Genomic DNA, 19,539 nt, shown 5'->3' with positions numbered 1-19,539 from the left:
CATCTTGCCTGTTCGGACTGACATCCGTAATGCCCGTCCCCTCCGCCCTCCCCCACCCCTCTAAATTTGCATCTCAGATGCAAGTTTTATTACGGTGCCGAGCACCGACCATCGACCGCCGGACCGGACCGGACCGGCACTCGTCCGAAGGAGGACTCATGCTGTCCGAACAGTCCGCAGCCACCGTCCGCGCCACGCTCCCCGTCGTCGGAGCGGCCATCGGCCAGATCACCGAGCGCTTCTACGACGGTCTGTTCGCCGCCCGTCCCGAGCTGCTGCGCGACCTGTTCAACCGCGGCAACCAGGCCGCCGGCACCCAGCGCCAGGCCCTGGCCGGCTCCGTGGCCGCCTTCGCCACGCACCTCGTCGAGCACCCGGACACCCGCCCCGACGCGATGCTCACCCGCATCGCCCACAAGCACGCCTCCCTCGGCATCGCCCCCGAGCAGTACGCCCTCGTCCACGAGCACCTCTTCGCCGCCATCGTCGAGGTCCTCGGCGAGGCGGTGACCGACGAGGTCGCGGCCGCCTGGGACGAGGTGTACTGGCTGATGGCCAACGCCCTCATCGCGATCGAGAAGCGGCTGTACGACGAGCAGGGCGGCCTCTCCTGGCGGCTCTGGGAGGTCGTCGAACGCGTCCAGGAGACCCCTGACGTCGTCACCTTCCGGCTCCGCCCGCTCGACGGCGGCCCGGTCCGCGACTTCCGCCCCGGCCAGTACGTCTCGGTCCGCACCGCGCTCTCCGACGGCGCCCGCCAGATCCGGCAGTACAGCCTGTCCGGGGCGCCGGGCACGTCCGAGCGCCAGATCAGCGTCAAGCGCGTCCCCGGCGGCACGACCCCGGAGGGCGAGGTCTCCAACCACCTCCACGCGCGCGTGCACGAGCGCAGCGTGCTGGAGCTGTCGGAACCGTACGGCGACCTCGTCCTGGACGAGGTCCCGGGCAGCACCCCGGTGCTCCTGGCCTCGGCCGGGATCGGCGTCACCCCGATGATCCCGATGCTGGCCCAGCTCGCGGCCACCGGCCACCCCGCCCCGGTCACGGTCGTCCACGCCGACCGCTCCCCCGCCGACCACGCCCTGCGCGCCGACCACGAGACGTACGCCGGGAAGCTCCCCGCCGCGGCCGTCCACCTCTGGTACGAGCAGGACGCCCCCACCGGCGCCCACACCGGCCGCGCCGACCTCACCGGCGTCACCGTCCACCCCGGCACGCGCGCGTACCTGTGCGGCCCGCTCCCCTTCATGCGCGCCGTACGCGCCCAGCTGATCGAGCAGGGCGTGTCACCGGCGGACGTGCACTACGAGGTGTTCGGGCCGGACCTGTGGCTGGCGGGGGCGTGACACCCGTGGACCACCGTCGGCCCACGGAGTCCTACGGCGGCTGACGGCGGCTGAAGGCGGCTGAAGGCATCCGCGTCCGACGATGGCTGACGGCGTCCGACGGCGTCCGAGGCGACAGCCGCCGTCGGACGCCGCCGGACGCCGTCTGCCCACCAGCCGTCGGGCGGCCGGGCGGGTGGGCGGGTGGGCGGGATCAGGCGAGCCGGGGGATGCCCAGCAGCAGGGGTCCCGTCGGCTCCGCGATCATGTCGGTGATCGTCAGCGGGTCGAGGGACGCGAAGAAGGCCTCCTGGGCCCTGCGCAGGGCCCCGCGCAGGCGGCAGCCGGAGCTCAGGGGGCAGGGGGTCGACGTACCGCCCTCGCAGTCCACGACGTCGCCGTCGCCCTCGAAGGCCCGGACGACCGCGCCCACCGACGCCGTACGGCCCTTCTCGGTCAGCGCGAGGCCGCCGCCGCGGCCGCGCCGGGCCTCCAGCAGGCCCATGTGCTGGAGTTCGGCCACCACCTTGGCCGCGTGGGTGTAGGGGACCTCCATCGCGGCGGCCACGTCACGGGTCGTCGGGGTGGTCTCACCGGCCACCGCGAGCCGCATGAGCACGCGCAGTGCCAGGTCGGTGGAGCGCAAGAGCCGCATGAGAGGAAGCGTAGATAATACGCATCTGACCTTCAACTTATCTCCGGGGTCATCTCCGGCGTCTTGGCCGTGACGCGCCTACGCACTTCCCCCCTTCCCCCTTACGATCAGCTGACTCGCGTGCACCGTCCCGCCCTCCGCTCCCTTCCGTGAAGGACAGACCCATGGGTTCCGCCGAGAACAGCACCAGCGCGGCGCGCAAGGCGCGCATAGAGGAGATACGGCAAGCCGACCGGACGCGTGAGCGGCGCAACCGCGTCGTCACCGTCGCGGCCGCCGCGGTCGTGGTCGCCGGGCTCGTCGCGGGCACCGTGTTCGTCGTGCAGTCGCGGTCGGACGACACCTCCGCCCCCACCGACGCGAAGGCCTCGGGGAACGGGAAGTTCGTCACCGGCTCGGACGGTGTGCGCACGTGGAAGGGGACGCTCGGGCGCACCCACGTCACCAGGACCGTGACGTACCCGACCGAGCCGCCCGTCGGCGGCGACCACGCCCAGGCGTGGATGAACTGCGACGGCGACGTCTACGCCAAGGCGCTGAACGACATGAACGCCGTGCACTCCCTGGAGCACGGCGCGGTCTGGGTGACGTACAGCAGCAAGGCCCCGACAGCGGACGTCGAGGCGCTGGCGGCGAGGGTCGGGAAGACGCCCTACACGTTCATGAGCCCGTACGAGGGGCAGCCCGACCCGATCATGCTCACCGCCTGGGGGCACCAGCGGACGGTGACCGGCGCGAGCGACCCGGACGTGGACACGTTCCTCGAGACGTTCGTGCAGGGCGAGCAGACGCCGGAGCCGGGCGCCGCGTGCACGGGTGGCCTGTCGCAGTGAGGTTCGCCCGGGTCGCCGTGTCCGTGGCCGTGGCCGGAGTGCTGGTCGCGGCCGGGGCCGTCGGCCGCTCCGTCGCGGGCGGCGACGGCACCGAGGTCCCCGCCGCCGGCTCGGCGGACGCCGGCTTCGCCCGGGACATGGCCGTGCACCACCAGCAGGCCGTCGAGATGTCGTACATCGTGCGCGACCGCACGACGGACGAGGACGTGCGGCGGCTCGCCTACGACATCGCGCAGACGCAGGCCAACCAGCGCGGCATGCTGCTGGGCTGGCTGGACCTGTGGGGGCTGCCGAAGGTGTCGTCGGCGGAGCCGATGGCCTGGATGGGCATGAGCGGCATGGCCTCCGGCGAGGACGGCGCGCTGATGCCGGGCATGGCCACCGACGCCGAGATGGAGAAGCTCGGCACCCTGGAGGGCGAGCAGGCCGAGGTGTTCTACCTCCAGCTCATGACGGACCATCACCAGGGCGGCATCCACATGGCGCAGGGCTGTGCCGCCCGGTGCACCGTGGGGGCGGAGAAGCGGCTCGCGCAGGGCATGGTGGACGGGCAGCGGTCGGACATCCAGCTGATGGCGGATCTGCTGGAGGAGCGGGGGGCGCGGGCCCGGCCGTAACGGCGGTGCGGCGGCCCGGTCCCCCGCGTGGCGTGGGGTGACCCACACCTCACGCCACCCCATCGCGTCGCTTTGACGATTACACTGGTGCCCGTGCCTCAACTTCGCCTCGCCCTGAACCAGATCGACTCGCGCGTCGGCGACCTCGCCGGCAACACCGAAACGATCCTCCGCTGGACCCGGCACTCCGCCGAACAGGGAGCGCATCTCGTGGCGTTCCCCGAGATGGTGCTGACCGGGTATCCCGTCGAGGACCTCGCCCTGCGCTCGTCCTTCGTCGAGGCCTCCCGCGCGGCCCTGCGCACGCTCGCCGCGCGCCTCGCCGACGAGGGCTTCGGCGAGCTGCCGGTGGTCGTCGGCTACCTCGACCGCTGCGGGACCGCCCAGCCGAAGTACGGCCAGCCCGCCGGCGCCCCGCAGAACGCGGCGGCGGTGCTGTACGGCGGTGAGGTGGTCCTCGCCTACGCCAAGCACCACCTGCCGAACTACGGCGTCTTCGACGAGTTCCGCTACTTCGTGCCCGGCGACACCATGCCGGTGCTGCGCGTGCACGGCGTCGACGTGGCCCTCGCCATCTGCGAGGACCTCTGGCAGGACGGCGGCCGGGTGCCCGCGGCGCGCTCCGCCGGGGCCGGCCTGCTGCTGTCCGTCAACGCTTCCCCTTACGAGCGCGACAAGGACGACACCCGTCTGGAGCTGGTGCGCAAGCGCGCCCAGGAGGCGGGCTGCACCACCGCCTACCTCGCCATGATCGGCGGCCAGGACGAGCTGGTCTTCGACGGCGACTCGATCGTCGTGGACCGCGACGGCGAGGTGATCGCGCGGGCGCCGCAGTTCGCCGAGGGGTGCGTGGTCCTGGACCTCGACCTGCCCGCGGCGTCCGCGGACGCGCCGACGGGGGTCGTCGACGACGGCCTGCGCATCGACCGGGTGGTCCTGTCCGAGGACCCGCTGCCCGCGTACGAGCCGCAGTCGGCCGGCGGGTACGCGGAGCGGCTGGACGACGACGAGGAGGTGTACTCGGCGCTGGTGGTGGGGCTGCGGGCGTACGTCGCCAAGAACGGCTTCCGCTCCGTACTGATCGGTCTGTCGGGCGGCATCGACTCCGCCCTGGTCGCGGCGATCGCCTGCGACGCGGTCGGCGCGGAGAACGTGTACGGCGTGTCGATGCCGTCGAAGTACTCCTCCGAGCACTCGAAGGGGGACGCGGCGGAGCTGGCGCGGCGGACGGGGCTGAACTTCCGCACCGTACCGATCGCACCGATGTTCGACGCCTACATGGGGGCGACGGAGCTGACCGGGCTGGCGGAGGAGAACCTCCAGTCGCGTCTGCGGGGCACCCTGCTGATGGCCATCTCCAACCAGGAGGGCCACATCGTCCTCGCGCCGGGCAACAAGTCGGAGCTCGCGGTGGGCTACTCGACGCTGTACGGCGACTCGGTGGGCGCGTACGGGCCCATCAAGGACGTGTACAAGACGTCGATCTTCCGGCTCGCCGAGTGGCGCAACCGGGCGGCGGCCGAGCGGGGCCAGACCCCGCCGATCCCGGAGAACTCGATCAGCAAGCCCCCGAGCGCAGAGCTGCGGCCCGACCAGGTCGACACGGACTCGCTGCCCGACTATCCCGTCCTCGACGCGATCCTCGAGATGTACGTCGACCGGGACCAGGGCGCCGACGCGATCGTCGCGGCGGGCCACGACCGGGAGCTGGTCGTCAGGACCCTGCGGATGGTGGACACCGCGGAGTACAAGCGGCGGCAGTACCCGCCGGGTACGAAGATCTCACCGAAGGGCTTCGGGAAGGACCGGCGGCTGCCGATCACCAACGGCTGGCGGGAGTCGGTGTGACACCGGCCCCCCGCCGGGCCGCCCGTGCGCGCCCTCGCGCCGTACCGCCCACCGCCAGTGCGCGGGCGCGGGTGCGCTGTGGCCGATCGCGCAGTTCCCCGCGCCCCCGCACGGCCGACGGGCATCGCCCCAGCAGCATCGGCACCCTGCGGCACCACCCCCACGCACACCCGCCGTACCGCCCACCGCCAGTGCGCGGGCGCGGGTGCGCTGTGGCCGATCGCGCAGTTCCCCGCGCCCCCGCACGGCCGACGGGCGTCGCCCCAGCAGCATCGGCGCCCGGCATCGCACACCCCTGCCGCCCGGGGCTTCGGGTGGGTGGCAGGGGTGGGGAGGGTCAGCGGGGCAGGGGTTCCGGACGGCGGGGGTCGTTGGTGGCGACGATCAGGGCTCGGGGCGTCCGGTCGGGGGACCTGCGGCGGTCCACCGCGAACGCCACGCCCGCCACCGCCAGGCCCAGGACGGCCAGGGCCGCGCCCGCCACCGCCGGTGAGGTGACGCCGAGGCCGGCGGCGAGGGTGAGGCCGCCGATCCAGGCGCCGCCGGCGTTGGCCAGGTTGAAGGCGGCCTGGTTGGCGGAGGAGGCCAGGGACGGGGCGGTGGACGCCTTCTCCATCACCATCAGCTGGAGCGGGGAGCCGGTGACGAAGGAGGCGACGCCCAGCAGGGTCACCGCCAGGGCCGCGCTCCACGGGGCGCTCATGAGCAGCGGGAACAGCGCCAGGACGGCGGCCAGCGAGGCCAGGCCGGCGAACAGGGTGCCGCGCATCGCGTGGTCGGCGAGGCGGCCGCCCAGCAGGTTGCCGATCGTCGCGCCGACGCCGAACAGGGCCAGCAGCAGGGTCACGCTGGAGTCGGCGTAGCCGGCGGCGTCCGTCAGCATCGGGGTGATGTAGCTGTACGCGGAGAACAGCGCCCCGAAGCCGGCGACCGTCGTGCCGAGCGCCAGCCACACGGGCAGGGAGCGCAGGGCCGCCAGCTCGCCGCGCAGGCCGGTCGTGGGCGCGTGGGTGTGGTCGTGCGGGATCAGCGCGGCCAGCGCCGTGATGGCCGCGAGGCCGATCGCGGAGACGCCGAGGAAGGTGGCCCGCCAGCCGAGGTGCTGGCCCATCAGCGTGGCCGCCGGGACGCCGGCGATGTTGGCCACCGTCAGGCCGAGGAACATCAGCGACACCGAGCGGGCCTTGCGCTCGGGCGCGACCAGGGTGGTGGCCACGACCGCGCCGACGCCGAAGAAGGCGCCGTGCGGCAGGCCGGCGAGGAAGCGGGCGGCGAGCAGCCAGTGGTGGTCGGGGGCGAACGCCGACAGGGCGTTGCCCGCCACGAACAGCACCATCAGGGCGATGAGGACCGTGCGGCGGGACAGGCGTGCCGTCACCGCCGCGAGCAGAGGGGCGCCGAGGACGACGCCGAGGGCGTAGGCGGAGACGAGGTGTCCGGCGGAGGGGATCGAGATGTGCAGGTCGTCGGCGACGTCGGGCAGCAGGCCCATCATCACGAACTCGGTGGTGCCGATGCCGAAGGCACCCACGGCCAGGGCGAGCAGGGCCAGGGGCATGAGGAAGCCTGTGCCTTTCCGGAAAGGGGATCCGTCCCCCACGGGGCGGTATGTTCACGTACGGAACAAACCCTTCCCGGCTCGGTATTCCGGCGGGTTACGGTGTGGTGACCTTCACACGGGCGGCGACCGGCAGGTGGTCGCTGCCGGTCTCCGGCAGGGTCCACGAGGTGACCGGCTGGACGCCCGTCACCATGATCTGGTCGATCCGCGCCATCGGGAACGACGCCGGCCAGCTGAAGCCCATGCCGCTGCCCGCCGCGCCCTGCGTCGAGCGCATCTGGGAGGTGACGGCGTTGAGGGAGCGGTCGTTCATCGTGCCGTTGAGGTCGCCGAGCAGGATCTTGCGGCTCAGCGGGTCGGCGGCGATCGACTCGCCGAGCGCGTCGGCGCTCTTGTCGCGCTGCCGGGCGGTGAACCCGGCCTGGAGCTTGACGCGCACGGACGGCAGGTGGGCGACGTAGAACCCGACCGGCCCCTCAGGCGTCGTGACCGTCGCCCGCATCGCGCGGACCCAGCCCAGCTTGATGTCGACGTCCGCCACGTCGCTGATCGGGTACTTGCTCCACAGCCCGACCGTGCCCTGCACCGAGTGGTACGCGTACGTCGCCGCCAGCGCCTTCTCGTACACCGGGACCGCCGAGGAGGTCAGCTCCTCCAGGGCCAGCACGTCCGCGCCGGACGCGGCGACGGCACGGGCGGTGCCGGACGGATCGGCGTTCTCGGCGTTGACGTTGTGCGTGGCGACCGTGAGGTCGCCGCCGCTGCCGGTCTTGTCGGTGAGCTGACCGCCGAAGAGGTTCAGCCAGACGACGGTCGCCACCACCACCGCGATCAGCGCCGTCGCCGACCTGCGCACCAGCGCGAGCAGGAGCAGCAGCGGGACGAACAGCCCCAGCCAGGGCAGGAACGTCTCCGTCAGGCTGCCGAGGTTGCCGTAGCGGTTGGGGATGTACGAGTGCGCCACCATCACGAGGGAGAGGAGCAGTGCGAGCACGGCGACGACGACGCCGCGGCGCCAGACGCGCGGGTCGCCGCGCCAGCCCGCGGTCAGACGTTCCGCCAGGCGCCGAATCCGGGTTCCCCGGCGCTCGGGTCCCGAGCCGCCGTTGTCCGTCTCCGTCATGTACGCCTGCTGCGCCATACCGTCGCCTCACTGCCTGCCGTGCAACCGTTCGTCCCCCGGGTACGACCCTAGGGGATGATCGGCTTCGATCCTGCCGTCCCATGACGACCGTACGGGCTCGATGACGTACGGGCCGGTGTCACGGGTTCCGGTCGGCGGTCACCGGGACCGCTCTGTGACGGAACGTGCACATTACAGCGGGTCGGTGGGGGAACTGACGGGCCGTAGGCCGGTCAGCAGCGCGTCGACCATCTGTTCGGCGAGTCCCTCGCCGAGGTCGGCGTCGGGGTGCAGGACGGAGCGGACGAGCATGGGGCCGACGAGGATGTCGTAGATCAGCTCGCGGTCGAGGTCGGTGCGCAGTTCGCCGTTCTCCTGGCCGCGGCGCAGGACCTCGAGGCCGATCCGGCGGCGGGGGGCGACGACCGCGTTGTGGTAGGCCGTCCAGATCCGGGGGCTGGTCTTCATCTGTACGCGGACGTTGTGCAGGATCGCCGAGGACCGGTTGGCCAGTCCGCGCAGGCGCAGCGACTCCAGCACCACGACCAGGTCGTCGCGCAGGGAGGTGCCGGGCAGTTCCAGGTCCTCCGGTTCGACGGCCCGCAGGACGTCGACGAGGAGTTCCTCCTTGCCGCTCCAGCGGCGGTAGATGGTCGCCTTGCCGACGCCGGCGGTGCGGGCGATCCGCTCGATGGACACGTCACCGAGCGGAATGCCCTCCTCCAGCAGCTTCAGCGTGCCCTGGACGATGGCCCGCTCCACCGCCTCGCTGCGCGGCCGCCCGCGTCCGGGCTGCTCCACACCGGTGCCGCTGTCCACGAGACTCACGTCCGTCCGTCCCTTCGTCGCCCTGGGGAGATTCTCCCGCAGCTCACGGCCCGCGGGCCGTTCCTACGAGGCCGTGCCCGCCAGGTCGGCGTCCTTCGCCGTGTCCTCGGCCGCCTTCGGCCGGCCGGGCAGGAAGAGCCCCACGACCACCGCGCCGACCAGCGCCACTCCGGCGCCCCACAGCGCGGTGACGTGCATCGCGTGCAGGAACGCGGCGTTGGCCGGGTCGACCAGCGCCCTGCCCCGCTCGCCGAGCCCGGCCGCCACGCCCAGGGTCGCCTCGATGGACTCCCCGGCCGTCTCGCGCAGCCCGGCGGGCAGCACGCCGAGATGGTCCTCGATGCCGTGCCGGTACGACGTCGACAGCACGGAGCCGAGGACGGCGATGCCGAGGGCGCCGCCGACCTGGCGGAAGGTGTTGCTGAGGGCGGAGGCGGAGCCGGCCTTCTCGCGGGGCAGGGCCTGCATGATGACGACGCTCGTCGGGGTCATGATGTGGGCCATCCCGGTGCCCATGAGGAAGAAGACGACCTCCAGGGCCCAGATCGGCGTGTCCTCGTCGAGCGTGGCGAACGCCACCAGCGTCGCGGTGATGACGAGCATGGCGGTCGTCGTCGTGGCCTTGATGCCGAAGCGGTCGACGACGAGCCGGGCCCGCGGCGCGAAGATCATCTGGGCGGCGGCCAGCGGCAGCATCAGCAGGCCGGTCTGCAGGGGCGAGTAGCCGCGCACGCTCTGGGTGTAGAAGACGGAGAAGAAGGTGACGCCCATCAGCGCGAAGAAGACCAGGGCGATGACCGCGATCGCGGCCGAGAAGACCTTGTTGCGGAAGTGGCTGACGTCGATGGACGGGTGGTCGCTGCGCTTCTCCAGGACGACGAACGCGACGAGGACCGCGAGGCCCGCGGCGGTCGTCGCCAGCACGGTCGGGTCGGTGAAGTCGGCGAGCTCGCCGCCCTTGATGATGCCGTAGACGAGGAGCACCAGCCCGACGACGGACAGGACGACGCCGAGGGGGTCGATCCGGCCGGGGTTCGGGTCGCGGGAGTCGGGCACCAGCCACAGCATCAGCGCGACGGCGACGATCACGATCGGCACGTTGATCAGGAAGACCGAGCCCCACCAGAAGTGGTCCAGCAGGAGGCCGCCGGTGATGGGGCCGATGGCGATGGCGAGCCCCACGCCGCCGGCCCAGATGCCGATCGCCTTGGGCTGTTCCTCGCGCTCGAAGACGTTCATGAGGACGGCGAGGGTGGCGGGCATCACGAACGCGGCGCCGAGGGCCATCACCGCGCGGAAGGCGATGAGCTGGGCGGGCGAGCCGGACTCGGCGGCGAGCGCGGAGCCGATGCCGAAGACGACGAGGCCGCCGAGCAGGACCTTCTTGCGGCCGACGCGGTCGCCCAGGAGACCGGCGGAGAACAGCAGGCCCGCGAAGACGAGCGTGTACGAGTTGATCGCCCACTCCAGCTCGCTCTGGGTGGCGCCCAGGCCGGTGGGGGCGGGGGTGGAGATCGTCTTGACGGCGACGTTCAGGATCGAGTTGTCGAGGACGACGATCAGCAGGCTCAGCATCAGCACGCCGAGGATCGCCCAGCGGCGTCGGTGCACCGCTTCGGGTATGCGCGGGGCGGTGGTGACGGACGGAGAGGTCATGTCGTCGAGCCTAGAAGAATTCCGATACGAGACCGTCTCGTATCGGAACTCTCTTACTCAGGTTTTACCCGCGGGGGGCGCTCTGGTCCCGCCTGGCACGAGGTGCCACCATGGAGGTGGTCCGGGGACGCCGTGAGGGCGCCTCGAGATGACGTGAGGAGCCGTTCCCATGACGCAGCTTTCGGCTGCCCAGAAGAGGCCCACCGACGGCAGCAACGCGCTGTACGGGGGCAAGGGCACCCGCCGCATCACCGTCCGCGACATCGCCGCCGCCAAGGAGCGCGGCGAGAAGTGGCCGATGCTCACCGCCTACGACGCGATGACCGCGTCCGTGTTCGACGAGGCCGGCATCCCGGTGATGCTCGTCGGCGACTCGGCGGGCAACTGCCACCTGGGGTACGAGACGACCGTGCCCGTCACCCTCGACGAGATGACCATGCTGTCGGCCGCGGTCGTACGCGGCACCCGGCGCGCCCTGATCGTGGGCGACCTGCCGTTCGGCTCGTACCAGGAGGGCCCGGTCCAGGCGCTGCGCAGCGCGACCCGGCTGGTCAAGGAGGCCGGTGTCGGGGCCGTGAAGCTGGAGGGCGGCGAGCGCTCCCACCGGCAGATCGAGCTGCTGGTGGAGTCCGGCATCCCGGTCATGGCGCACATCGGCCTGACCCCGCAGTCCGTGAACGCCATGGGCTACCGCGTCCAGGGGCGCGGCGAGGAGGCGGCGGCACAGCTGCTGCGGGACGCCAAGGCGGTGCAGGACGCGGGCGCGTTCGCGGTCGTGCTGGAGCTGGTCCCGGCGGAGCTGGCGGCCGAGGTCACCCGTGTGCTGCACATCCCCACCGTGGGGATCGGGGCCGGCCCGGAGACGGACGCGCAGGTGCTGGTGTGGACGGACATGCTGGGGCTGACCGGCGGCCGGGTCCCGAAGTTCGTGAAGCAGTACGCCGATCTGCGCGCGGTCATGAGCGGCGCGGCGAAGGCGTTCGCGGAGGACGTCGTCGGCGGAACGTTCCCGCTGGAGGAGCACAGCGTCCACTGAGCCAACTCCGCACACGGCAGCCCGTCGATCTTCCCCCGTCGGCGGGCTGCCGTCTTTTCGCGGCTCGGGGCGGGGCGCCCGTACGGGCGGTGGGTCGCCCCCGCCGCCCCTTCCCGTCCCCGTCCCCCGGGGGCTCCGCCCCCGGACCCCCGGCCTGTGCCCACCCACCACCCGACTCGGTGAGTCGAGAGGCGCGCCACCACCAGCCCGTCCGGCGTTTGAGGACGAGGCCCGTCCAGGGCCGAAGCGGGGTCCGGGGGCGGCAGCCCCCGGGGACGGGAAGGGGCGGCGGGGGCGGACACCCCTGGACCGCGGCCCCGTCGGCGGGCTGTCGGCGGGTGCCGGCGGCTGTCGGTGACTTGTCGGCCGTTTGTCGGTGGCCGTTGACATCGTCGGGGACATGACGCGAATCGACGACAACCCCGGCGGCGCGGGCAGCGCCGTCACCGTAAGGGGACTGGTCAAGCACTACGGCGAGACCAAGGCGCTGGACGGGGTCGACCTGGACGTGCGGGAGGGCACCGTGATGGGGGTCCTCGGGCCGAACGGCGCCGGGAAGACGACCCTCGTGCGGATCCTGTCCACCCTGCTGGCCCCCGACGCCGGCCGGGCGACCGTGGTGGGCTACGACGTGGTGCGCCAGCCCCGGCAGCTGCGCCGGGTGATCGGTCTCACGGGCCAGTACGCCTCCGTGGACGAGAAGCTCCCGGGCTGGGAGAACCTGTACCTCATCGGGCGGCTCCTCGACCTGTCCCGCAAGGACGCGCGGGCCCGCGCCGACGAGTTGCTGGAGCGGTTCTCCCTGACGGAGGCGGCCCGGCGGCCCGCGAGCACCTACTCCGGCGGCATGCGGCGCCGGCTCGACCTGGCCGCGTCGATGATCGGCCGGCCGGCGGTGCTGTACCTGGACGAGCCGACCACCGGCCTCGACCCGCGCACCCGCAACGAGGTGTGGGACGAGGTCAAGGCGATGGTCGGGGACGGGGTGACGGTCCTGCTGACCACGCAGTACATGGAGGAGGCCGAGCAGCTCGCCTCCGAGCTCACCGTCGTCGACCGGGGCAAGGTCATCGCCACCGGGGGCATCGACGAGCTGAAGGCGCGGGTGGGCGGCCGGACACTGCGCGTACGGCCCGCCGATCCGGCGCAGCTGCGGCCCCTGGCCCGCGCCCTGGACGACCTGGGCATCACCGGCCTGGCCGGCACCGTCGTCGACGCCGAGCGCGGCTCGGTGCTGGTGCCGGTGCTCAGCGACGAGCAGCTCACCGCGGTGGTCGGCGCGGTCACCGCGCGCGGTGTCACGCTCGCCTCCCTCACCACCGAACTCCCCAGCCTGGACGAGGTGTTCCTGTCCCTCACCGGCCACCGTGCCAGTGCCCCGCAGGACGCCGTGCCCGCCGACACCCGCGAGGAGGTCGCCGTATGAGCGCCGCCACCGTCACCCCGAGCCCGGCCGCCGCGAAGGCCGTCGACTCGCCCATTCCGCTCCGGGCCCATCTGCGGCACACCGGCGCGCTCGTGCGGCGCAACCTGCTGTGGATCCGGCAGGACCCGGAGTCGATGTTCGACGCCGTCCTCTTCCCGGTCGTCTTCACACTGCTGTTCGTGTACGTCTTCGGCGGCTCCATCGGCCAGTCGCTGGGCGGCGGGCAGCAGGCGTACGTCCAGTACGTCGTGCCCGGGCTGATGGCCATGATGGGGATGAACATGGCGCAGGGCGTGGGCACCGGCTTCAACCAGGACTTCAACTCCGGTGTGATGGACCGCTTCCGGTCCCTGCCCATCGGGCGCGGCTCCGTGCTCTTCGCGAAGATCGCGGTGGAGCTGATGCGGATGCTGTTCGCGACGGTGGTGCTGCTGGTCGTCGCGCTGCTGGTGGGCTTCGACATCACCGACTGGGCCGGTCTGCTGGCCTCCATAGGGCTGTCCGCCGTGTTCGGGTCGGCCCTGATGTGGGTGTTCCTCACGCTCGGCGTGGTGATGAAGAGCGCGCAGTCGGTGCAGGCGATGGGGTTCCTGGTACTGATGCCGTTGCAGTTCGGCTCGTCGATCTTCGCGCCGACGTCCTCGATGCCGGGCTGGCTGCGCGCCTTCACCGACTACAACCCGCTGTCCGCGCTGGCGGACGCCGCGCGCGGGCTGATGATCGGCGGCCCCGTCGCACACGACCTGTGGGTGACGCTGGGCTGGTCGGCGGCGCTCACCGCGGTGATGGCGCCGGTCGCGGTCCACAAGTTCCGTACGAAGCACTGAGCGGTCGCTGGACGATCGCTGGAGATCACTGGAGATCACTGGACGATCGCGCAGCTGGTCGTTCACACCAGGGCGGTGGCCTCCTCGTAGGAGAGGCCGCCGCCCTCGGCGTACGCCGCCTCGTACGCCTCCTCGCCGAGCGCGGCGCGGGCGCGTGTCTCGGCCAGGTCGCGGGTGTGGCGTTCCAGGCGCGGGGCGATGTGGCCGGGCGGGAGCAGGCTGTCGGCGGCGCCGAGGCAGCGGGCGCCCGCCGAGGCGCGGCTGCCGCCGTCGGCACCGGCCAGGACGATCGCGGCGACGGTCAGGAAGTGCGACCGCATGTACGGGGCGATGGCCACGGACAGCGGGTCGCCGCCCCGCTCCAACGCCTTGCGGACGGTGACCAGCGACTCCTCGTACCGTTCGTCGGCCGCGTCCAGCCAGGCCTCGGCGCTGAGGATGAAGGCGTCGAAGACGGCGAAGTGCGCGATGGTGAACTCCTCGCGCAGCAGCCGGAGCTGTTCGCGGGCCTCGGCGCGGCGGCCGTCCAGGCCGAGCCGGCCGGCCAGGAAGAGGCGCGCGGCGGGCATGGCCTCGTTGGCCGCGCCGTCCGTGCCGTCGATGACCTCGCGCAGCACGCGTTCGCCGCGCTCCTCCTCGCCGGCCTCCACCAGCGTGCTGCCCAGCCGGGCACCGAGGACCGCCAGCTGGGCGCGGGCGCCGAGCCGTTCGGCGTGCTCCATGGCCTCCTCGTAGTCGGCGGCGGCCTCCCGGTAGGCGCCCAGCCGCTCGCGGGCCTCGGCGCGGGCGGAGAGGGCCTCGGCGGTGCCCCAGGCGTCGTCCAGCCGACGGAAGATCTCCAGGGACTCGTCGGCGTCCCGGCCCGCGTCGCCCGCCCAGTCGGAGCGGTTGGCGAGCAGGTTGGCCCGCATGTGGAGGCAGTTGGCGAGCTCCCACTCGAATCCGGGGGTCTCCCGGCAGGTACGGACGTTGGCGTCGATGATGGCGCGGATGCGGTCCATGTCGCCGGTGAGCATCACGGCGTAGAACCAGAGCAGTCCGGGGGACCGGCAGGTCTGCGGGAGGCCGGGCTCGTAGGTCTGGGCGATGACGCGCAGCTTGGCCTGGGCCGCCGGGTTCTGCCAGGCGTCCAGTTCGGTGTCCATGCAGGCGAGATGGGCCAGGTGGACACCGCGCCGGGCCTCGGCGAGGACCTCGCCGGTCATCGGCGGCGGGGCGGCGGTGCAGGACTGCCACAACGGGGCGGCGGGGCGGACGGGCTCGGTGAACGGGTCGGGGCCCAGGGCCATGACCTCGCTGCACCAGGTGCGGGCCTCGATGCGCAGATCGCGCATGTGCCAGTAGACGGCCAGGGAGAGCGTGAGGCACAGCGCCTCCTGCTCGTCGCGCGCGGCGACGGCCCGGCGCAGCGCGGTGCGCAGGTTCTCGTACTCCAGCTGGAAGAGGTCGACGGCGGCGCGCTGTGTGGGGCCGCGCAGCAGCACGTCGGTGGCGCGGGCGAGTTCGCGGTAGTACGTCAGATGGGCCCGCTCGGCCGAGGGGCGGTCGCCGGACTCGTCGAGGCGTTCGCCCGCGTACTCGGCGACGGTCTCCAGGAGCCGGTAGCGCATCGCGCCGTCGGCGGCGGGGGCGGCCACCACGAGCGACTTGTCGACGAGGGAGCCGAGCGCGTCGATGGCGGCCGGGCCGCACACGGCCTCGGCGGCGGCGAGGTCGCAGCCCCGGGCGAACACCGACAACCGGCCGAGGACCTCGCGTTCGTCGGCGTCGAGCAGGTCCCAGGACCAGTCGACGACGGCGCGCAGGGTCTGCTGGCGGGGCAGGACGGTACGGCTGCCGGAGGTGAGGAGACGGAAGCGGTCGTCGAGCCGGTCGGCTATCTGACGGGGGGTCAGCATGCGCAGGCGTGCGGCGGCCAGCTCGATGGCGAGGGGCAGGCCGTCCAGCCTGCGGCAGATCTCGGCGCAGGCCTCGGGGTCGTCGCCGACGCGGAAGCCGGGCCGGGCGGCGGCTCCCCGGTCGGCGAGCAGACACAGCGCGACCGGCTCCGGCAGCGGTTCCACCGGGCGCAGCACCTCGCCGGGCACACCGAGCGGTTCCCGGCTGGTGGCGAGGACCGTCAGGCCGGGACAGCGGCCGAGCAGTTCCTCGGCGAGCCGGGCGGCGGCCTCGACGACGTGCTCGCAGTTGTCGAGGACGATCAGCATGCGGCGCCGGGCGCAGTGCTCGACGAGGCGTTCCACGGGGTCGTCGTGGCGTTCGCCGGCGACCCGCATCTCCTCGGCGCCGGCGCCGTACAGCACGGTCTCGCGGGCTCCCACGGCGGTGAGGACGGCCTGCGGTACGGCGTCCGGGTCGGCGACGGGCGCCAGCTCGGCCAGCCAGACGCCGTCGCGGGTGGTGTCCCGTACGGTCTCGGCGGCCTCCTGCGACAGCCGGGTCTTGCCCGCGCCGCCGGGTCCGAGCAGCGTGACGAGCCGGGCGTCGGCGAGGTCGCCCCGGAGGGCCTCGATGTCGGCCTCCCGTCCGACGAAGGAGGTCAGCCGGGCGCGGAGGTTGCCGGGAGCCGGGGCGGAGCCGTCCGCCGGCGGGGCGAAGCCGTCCACCGGCGGGACCGAGCCGCCAACCGGCCGGGCGGAACCGTCCACCGGCGGGACCCAGCCGTCCACCGGCCGGACCGAGCCACCAACCGGCCGGGCGGAACCGTCCACCGGCGGGACCCAGCCGTCCACCGGCGGGATCGGACCGCCACCCGCCGCCCGGACGGCTCTTGCCGGGGTGGCCGCCGGGCCGTGCCCCGGGGTGGCCGCCGGGGTGCCCGGGAGGGGCGGGGAGCCGGGCGCGCCGGGTATGCCGGGCGTGCCACGGGCCGGGGACGCGGCGTCCCCGCTGCGGCCGGCGTCCCCGCTGCGGCCGGCGCCCCCGGTGCGGCCGGCACCCCCGGCGGAGGTGCGCGGGCCGTCGTGGCGCGGGGCCGGGGCCGGCAGCTCGGCCGGGGTCAGCAGTTCGCCGTGCAGGGTGCGCAGTTCGGGGCCCGGGTCCGAGCCCAGCCGGTCGGCGAGGAGCCGGCGGACGTCCTCGTAGGCGGCGAGCGCCTCGGCGGTGCGGCCGGTGTCGCGCAGGGCGCGCAGGCGCAGCGCCTGGAGGGGCTCGTCGAAGGGGTGCGCGTCGCACAGGGCGGTCAGCTCGGGCAACGACTGTCCGGCATGGCCGAGGGCGAGGGCGGCGGTGTGGCGGGCGCGCACGGCGTCGAGGCGGCGGGCCTCCCGGCGGGCCGCCTCGGCGGTGCGGTCGGGCAGGTCGGCGAGGGCCGGGCCCTGCCACAGGGCGAGGGCGTCGTCGAGGAGGACGGACGCCTTGGCGGGGTCGTCGTCGGCGAGGGCGCGCAGTCCGTCGCCGGTCAGCCGCTCGAAGCGGTGCAGGTCGACCGTGTCGGGCGGGGCGGTGAGCCGGTAGCCGCCGTCCACGGAGGCGACCTCCTGGGCGCCGAGGGCGCGGCGCAGCCGCCCGACGAGCGCCTGGAGCGCGCCCGGCGCGTCGGCGGGCGGGTCCCCGGCCCACACCTCGTCGACCAGCAGAGCGGCGGGCACGGTCCGGCCGGCCCGCAGGGCCAGTACGGTCAGCAGGGCACGCAGCCGTGCCCCGCCCACGGCGACGGGGGTGCCGTCGGGGCGGAGTGCCTGGGTGGTGCCGAGGATGCGGTAGCGCACGGGGTCCATTGTCTCCGGTGGGCCGGGGGCCGGTCACGGGGTTCCGGCGGCGCGGCGGACCGGGACGCCCGCGTTCCCCTCCGCCCACCCTCGCAGGAACCGACGACCACCCGCGAGACGTTTTCCCCCTGCGCCCGGTACGGTCGGGCGGTTCCACCCCCGCACTCCACCCCCGCACTCCACCCCGCACCGAGCCCAGGGAGCACCATGACGACCGCCCTCACCCGCCGCAGCGACCGGAGGGTCAGCCCCGTCTTCGTCGGCATCGTGGCCGTCATGGCGGTCACGGGATGGGCGACCTGGACGGGGTTCGCCGAGCAGCCCGGCGTGGCCGTGTTCCTGTTCGTGACGGCGGCGTGGGTGGTGTCGCTGTGCCTGCACGAGTACGCGCACGCGCGCACCGCCCTGCACGGCGGGGACATCTCGGTGGGCGCCAAGGGGTATCTCACGCTGAACCCGCTCGCGTACACGCACGCGCTGCTCAGCGTGGTGCTGCCGGTCCTGTTCGTCATCATGGGCGGGATCGGCCTGCCGGGCGGCGCCGTGTTCATCGAGCGCGGGCGGATCCGGGGCCGCTGGCGGCACAGCCTGATCTCGGCGGCCGGCCCGCTGACGAACGTGCTGTTCGCCGCGGTGTGCACGGCCCCCTTCTGGCTGGACGCGCTGGACGGCGTACCCGCCGACTTCCGGTACGCGCTGGCGTTCCTGGCGCTGCTCCAGGTCACGGCGGCGATCCTGAACTTCCTGCCGGTGCCCGGCCTCGACGGCTACGGGGTGATCGAGCCCTGGCTGCCGTACGGCGTGAAGCGGCAGGTGGAGCCGTTCGCTCCGTTCGGCCTGCTGTTCGTGTTCGCGCTGCTGTGGGTGCCGGCGGTCAACGGCGCGTTCTTCGACGTGGTCGACGCGGCGCTGCGCGGTCTCGGCGTGGGCGACTTCGAGACGTACTGCGGTCAGTCGCTGTATCGCTTCTGGGAGGGGACGGCGGAGATCTGCGCGGTCAGCCCGTGACGGACCTGCGGAGCTTCTCGCGCTTGGCGTAGTACCAGGTCATGTTGGACGACAGCCCCGCCAGCAGCACCCAGACGACGCCCAGCCAGCTGCCGTTCGCGAAGGAGACGACCGCCGCGGCGACGGCGAGGAGGCAGACGACGAGGGCGAAGAGGGCGAGGCGGGGCATGGGGGTCGTTCTCCTGTCGGGGTCCTGTCGGAGGTCCCGTGGGGGGACACTGCTGGTGCCGTCCAGTGTCCCCCATGCGGGAGCGCGGCTCACACGTCGGTGACGCGCAGCCCCGCGTGCGCCTTGTAGCGGCGGTTGACGGAGATCAGGTTGGCGACCAGCGACTCGACCTGGTGGGCGTTGCGCAGGCGGCCCGCGAAGATGCCGCGCATGCCGGGGATGCGGCCGGCGAGGGCCTGCACGGTCTCGACGTCGGCGCGGTCCTCGCCGAGGACCATGACATCCGTGTCGATCTCGTCGATCTCCGGGTCCTGGAGCAGCACGGCCGACAGGTGGTGGAAGGCGGCGGTGACCCGGGAGCCGGGCAGCAGGGCGGCGGCCTGCTCGGCGGCGCTGCCCTCCTCCGGCTTCAGCGCGTAGGCGCCCTTCTTGTCGAAGCCGAGCGGGTTGACGCAGTCGACGACGAGCTTGCCCGTGAGCTCCTCGCGCAGGGCCTGGAGGGTCGCGCCGTGACCGTCCCACGGCACGGCGACGATCACGATGTCGCTGCGGCGCGCGGTCTCGGCGTTGTCGGCGCCCTCGACACCGTGGCCGAGCTCGTCGGCGGCGGTCCGGGCGCGGTCGGCGGCCCGGGAGCCGATGATCACCTTCTGTCCGGCCCTGGCGAGGCGGTACGCGAGGCCCTTGCCCTGCGGCCCGGTCCCGCCGAGCACCCCGACGACGAGCCCGGAGACGTCGGGGAGGTCCCACGGGTCCTTGGCGGGAGCCTTCGCGGGGGCCTTCGCGGGGGCGGTCTGTGCGCTGTCGGTAGAGGTCATGGGCCGACTGTACGTGCGCGGCGGCGCTCCGACGGGGCGCGGGGCGTGGTGGGGGCGCGGCCCCGGGGTGATCCCCGCGACACGCCGGGCGTGGCGGCC

Annotated in this window: 16 protein-coding genes; 8 read left to right on the top strand and 8 right to left on the bottom strand. The window is 73.4% G+C overall.

Features of this window, described 5'->3' with window-relative positions; all coding sequences use genetic code 11:
• Window positions 1-158 precede the first annotated feature (158 nt).
• The gene (locus ACIP67_RS09645) at window positions 159-1,346 is read left to right on the top strand and encodes a globin domain-containing protein (RefSeq protein ID WP_401689971.1); all 1,188 of its coding nucleotides are present in this window, start codon (window positions 159-161) and stop codon (window positions 1,344-1,346) included.
• Window positions 1,347-1,539: 193 nt separating this feature from the next.
• Here the strand turns inward: ACIP67_RS09645 and ACIP67_RS09640 are convergent, their stop codons facing one another.
• Window positions 1,540-1,980: an RrF2 family transcriptional regulator gene (locus ACIP67_RS09640; RefSeq protein ID WP_401689968.1), complete on the bottom strand. Its 441-nt coding sequence runs from the start codon at window positions 1,978-1,980 to the stop codon at window positions 1,540-1,542.
• A 164-nt stretch (window positions 1,981-2,144) separates the two neighbouring features.
• Between ACIP67_RS09640 and ACIP67_RS09635 the strand changes: the two genes are divergently transcribed.
• From ACIP67_RS09635 to ACIP67_RS09625, 3 genes are all read left to right on the top strand, one after another.
• Window positions 2,145-2,813: a DUF3105 domain-containing protein gene (locus ACIP67_RS09635; protein ID WP_401689965.1), complete on the top strand. Its 669-nt coding sequence runs from the start codon at window positions 2,145-2,147 to the stop codon at window positions 2,811-2,813.
• Entirely contained in the window at window positions 2,810-3,430 is a 621-nt protein-coding gene (locus tag ACIP67_RS09630; RefSeq protein ID WP_401689962.1) for a DUF305 domain-containing protein, read from the top strand. The genes ACIP67_RS09635 and ACIP67_RS09630 overlap by 4 nt, the downstream gene beginning before the upstream one ends.
• A gap of 93 nt (window positions 3,431-3,523) precedes the next feature.
• Entirely contained in the window at window positions 3,524-5,278 is a 1,755-nt protein-coding gene (locus ACIP67_RS09625; protein ID WP_401689959.1) for an NAD+ synthase, read from the top strand.
• A gap of 337 nt (window positions 5,279-5,615) precedes the next feature.
• Here the strand turns inward: ACIP67_RS09625 and ACIP67_RS09620 are convergent, their stop codons facing one another.
• From ACIP67_RS09620 to ACIP67_RS09605, 4 genes are all read right to left on the bottom strand, one after another.
• Window positions 5,616-6,836 carry an MFS transporter gene (locus ACIP67_RS09620; protein WP_401689956.1) on the bottom strand — a complete coding sequence of 407 codons (1,221 nt, stop codon included), beginning with the start codon at window positions 6,834-6,836 and terminating at the stop codon, window positions 5,616-5,618.
• Window positions 6,837-6,933: 97 nt separating this feature from the next.
• Complete coding sequence (locus ACIP67_RS09615; RefSeq protein WP_401689953.1) at window positions 6,934-7,980, bottom strand: endonuclease/exonuclease/phosphatase family protein; 1,047 nt, start codon at window positions 7,978-7,980, stop codon at window positions 6,934-6,936.
• Window positions 7,981-8,154: 174 nt separating this feature from the next.
• Window positions 8,155-8,790 carry a TetR/AcrR family transcriptional regulator gene (locus ACIP67_RS09610; RefSeq protein WP_401689950.1) on the bottom strand — a complete coding sequence of 212 codons (636 nt, stop codon included), beginning with the start codon at window positions 8,788-8,790 and terminating at the stop codon, window positions 8,155-8,157.
• A gap of 63 nt (window positions 8,791-8,853) precedes the next feature.
• Window positions 8,854-10,446, bottom strand: coding sequence for an MFS transporter (locus tag ACIP67_RS09605; RefSeq protein WP_401689947.1), 1,593 nt, complete (start codon window positions 10,444-10,446; stop codon window positions 8,854-8,856).
• Between the two features lie 169 nt (window positions 10,447-10,615).
• Between ACIP67_RS09605 and panB the strand changes: the two genes are divergently transcribed.
• From panB to ACIP67_RS09590, 3 genes are all read left to right on the top strand, one after another.
• Window positions 10,616-11,482 (top strand): 3-methyl-2-oxobutanoate hydroxymethyltransferase, encoded by an 867-nt coding sequence (gene panB, locus ACIP67_RS09600; protein ID WP_401689945.1) that lies wholly within the window; start codon window positions 10,616-10,618, stop codon window positions 11,480-11,482.
• 400 nt (window positions 11,483-11,882) lie between these two features.
• Window positions 11,883-12,908: an ATP-binding cassette domain-containing protein gene (locus ACIP67_RS09595; protein WP_401689942.1), complete on the top strand. Its 1,026-nt coding sequence runs from the start codon at window positions 11,883-11,885 to the stop codon at window positions 12,906-12,908.
• Window positions 12,905-13,735: an ABC transporter permease gene (locus ACIP67_RS09590; RefSeq protein WP_401689939.1), complete on the top strand. Its 831-nt coding sequence runs from the start codon at window positions 12,905-12,907 to the stop codon at window positions 13,733-13,735. The genes ACIP67_RS09595 and ACIP67_RS09590 overlap by 4 nt, the downstream gene beginning before the upstream one ends.
• Window positions 13,736-13,797: 62 nt before the next feature.
• Here ACIP67_RS09590 and ACIP67_RS09585 read toward each other — a convergent pair whose 3' ends face one another.
• Complete coding sequence (locus ACIP67_RS09585) at window positions 13,798-17,454, bottom strand: AfsR/SARP family transcriptional regulator (RefSeq protein WP_401689936.1); 3,657 nt, start codon at window positions 17,452-17,454, stop codon at window positions 13,798-13,800.
• Window positions 17,455-17,652: 198 nt separating this feature from the next.
• Between ACIP67_RS09585 and ACIP67_RS09580 the strand changes: the two genes are divergently transcribed.
• The gene (locus tag ACIP67_RS09580; protein ID WP_401689932.1) at window positions 17,653-18,453 is read left to right on the top strand and encodes a site-2 protease family protein; all 801 of its coding nucleotides are present in this window, start codon (window positions 17,653-17,655) and stop codon (window positions 18,451-18,453) included.
• Here ACIP67_RS09580 and ACIP67_RS09575 read toward each other — a convergent pair.
• Window positions 18,443-18,622, bottom strand: coding sequence for a hypothetical protein (locus ACIP67_RS09575; protein WP_401689930.1), 180 nt, complete (start codon window positions 18,620-18,622; stop codon window positions 18,443-18,445). The two genes, ACIP67_RS09580 and ACIP67_RS09575, sit on opposite strands and share 11 nt — an antisense overlap.
• A gap of 89 nt (window positions 18,623-18,711) precedes the next feature.
• Complete coding sequence (gene npdG, locus ACIP67_RS09570) at window positions 18,712-19,440, bottom strand: NADPH-dependent F420 reductase (protein WP_401689927.1); 729 nt, start codon at window positions 19,438-19,440, stop codon at window positions 18,712-18,714.
• Window positions 19,441-19,539 lie beyond the last annotated feature (99 nt).

This window comes from Streptomyces sp. NPDC088812, assembly GCF_044750285.1.
In the GTDB taxonomy this organism is placed as follows: domain Bacteria; phylum Actinomycetota; class Actinomycetes; order Streptomycetales; family Streptomycetaceae; genus Streptomyces.
The sequence above is the reverse complement of the archived record's forward strand: the minus strand, read 5'-3'. Positions and strand labels throughout refer to the sequence as shown.

Bases quoted from the DNA above. Each gene is read 5' to 3' on its own strand.
- ACIP67_RS09645 (WP_401689971.1), top strand. From the start codon at position 159: ATGCTGTCCGAACAGTCCGCAGCCACCGTCCGCGCCACGCTCCCCGTC.
- ACIP67_RS09640 (WP_401689968.1), bottom strand. From the start codon at position 1,980: ATGCGGCTCTTGCGCTCCACCGACCTGGCACTGCGCGTGCTCATGCGG.
- ACIP67_RS09635 (WP_401689965.1), top strand. From the start codon at position 2,145: ATGGGTTCCGCCGAGAACAGCACCAGCGCGGCGCGCAAGGCGCGCATA.
- ACIP67_RS09620 (WP_401689956.1), bottom strand. From the start codon at position 6,836: ATGCCCCTGGCCCTGCTCGCCCTGGCCGTGGGTGCCTTCGGCATCGGC.
- ACIP67_RS09615 (WP_401689953.1), bottom strand. From the start codon at position 7,980: ATGGCGCAGCAGGCGTACATGACGGAGACGGACAACGGCGGCTCGGGA.
- ACIP67_RS09605 (WP_401689947.1), bottom strand. From the start codon at position 10,446: ATGACCTCTCCGTCCGTCACCACCGCCCCGCGCATACCCGAAGCGGTG.
- panB (WP_401689945.1), top strand. From the start codon at position 10,616: ATGACGCAGCTTTCGGCTGCCCAGAAGAGGCCCACCGACGGCAGCAAC.
- ACIP67_RS09595 (WP_401689942.1), top strand. From the start codon at position 11,883: ATGACGCGAATCGACGACAACCCCGGCGGCGCGGGCAGCGCCGTCACC.
- ACIP67_RS09590 (WP_401689939.1), top strand. From the start codon at position 12,905: ATGAGCGCCGCCACCGTCACCCCGAGCCCGGCCGCCGCGAAGGCCGTC.
- ACIP67_RS09585 (WP_401689936.1), bottom strand. From the start codon at position 17,454: ATGGACCCCGTGCGCTACCGCATCCTCGGCACCACCCAGGCACTCCGC.
- ACIP67_RS09580 (WP_401689932.1), top strand. From the start codon at position 17,653: ATGACGACCGCCCTCACCCGCCGCAGCGACCGGAGGGTCAGCCCCGTC.
- ACIP67_RS09575 (WP_401689930.1), bottom strand. From the start codon at position 18,622: ATGCCCCGCCTCGCCCTCTTCGCCCTCGTCGTCTGCCTCCTCGCCGTC.
- npdG (WP_401689927.1), bottom strand. From the start codon at position 19,440: ATGACCTCTACCGACAGCGCACAGACCGCCCCCGCGAAGGCCCCCGCG.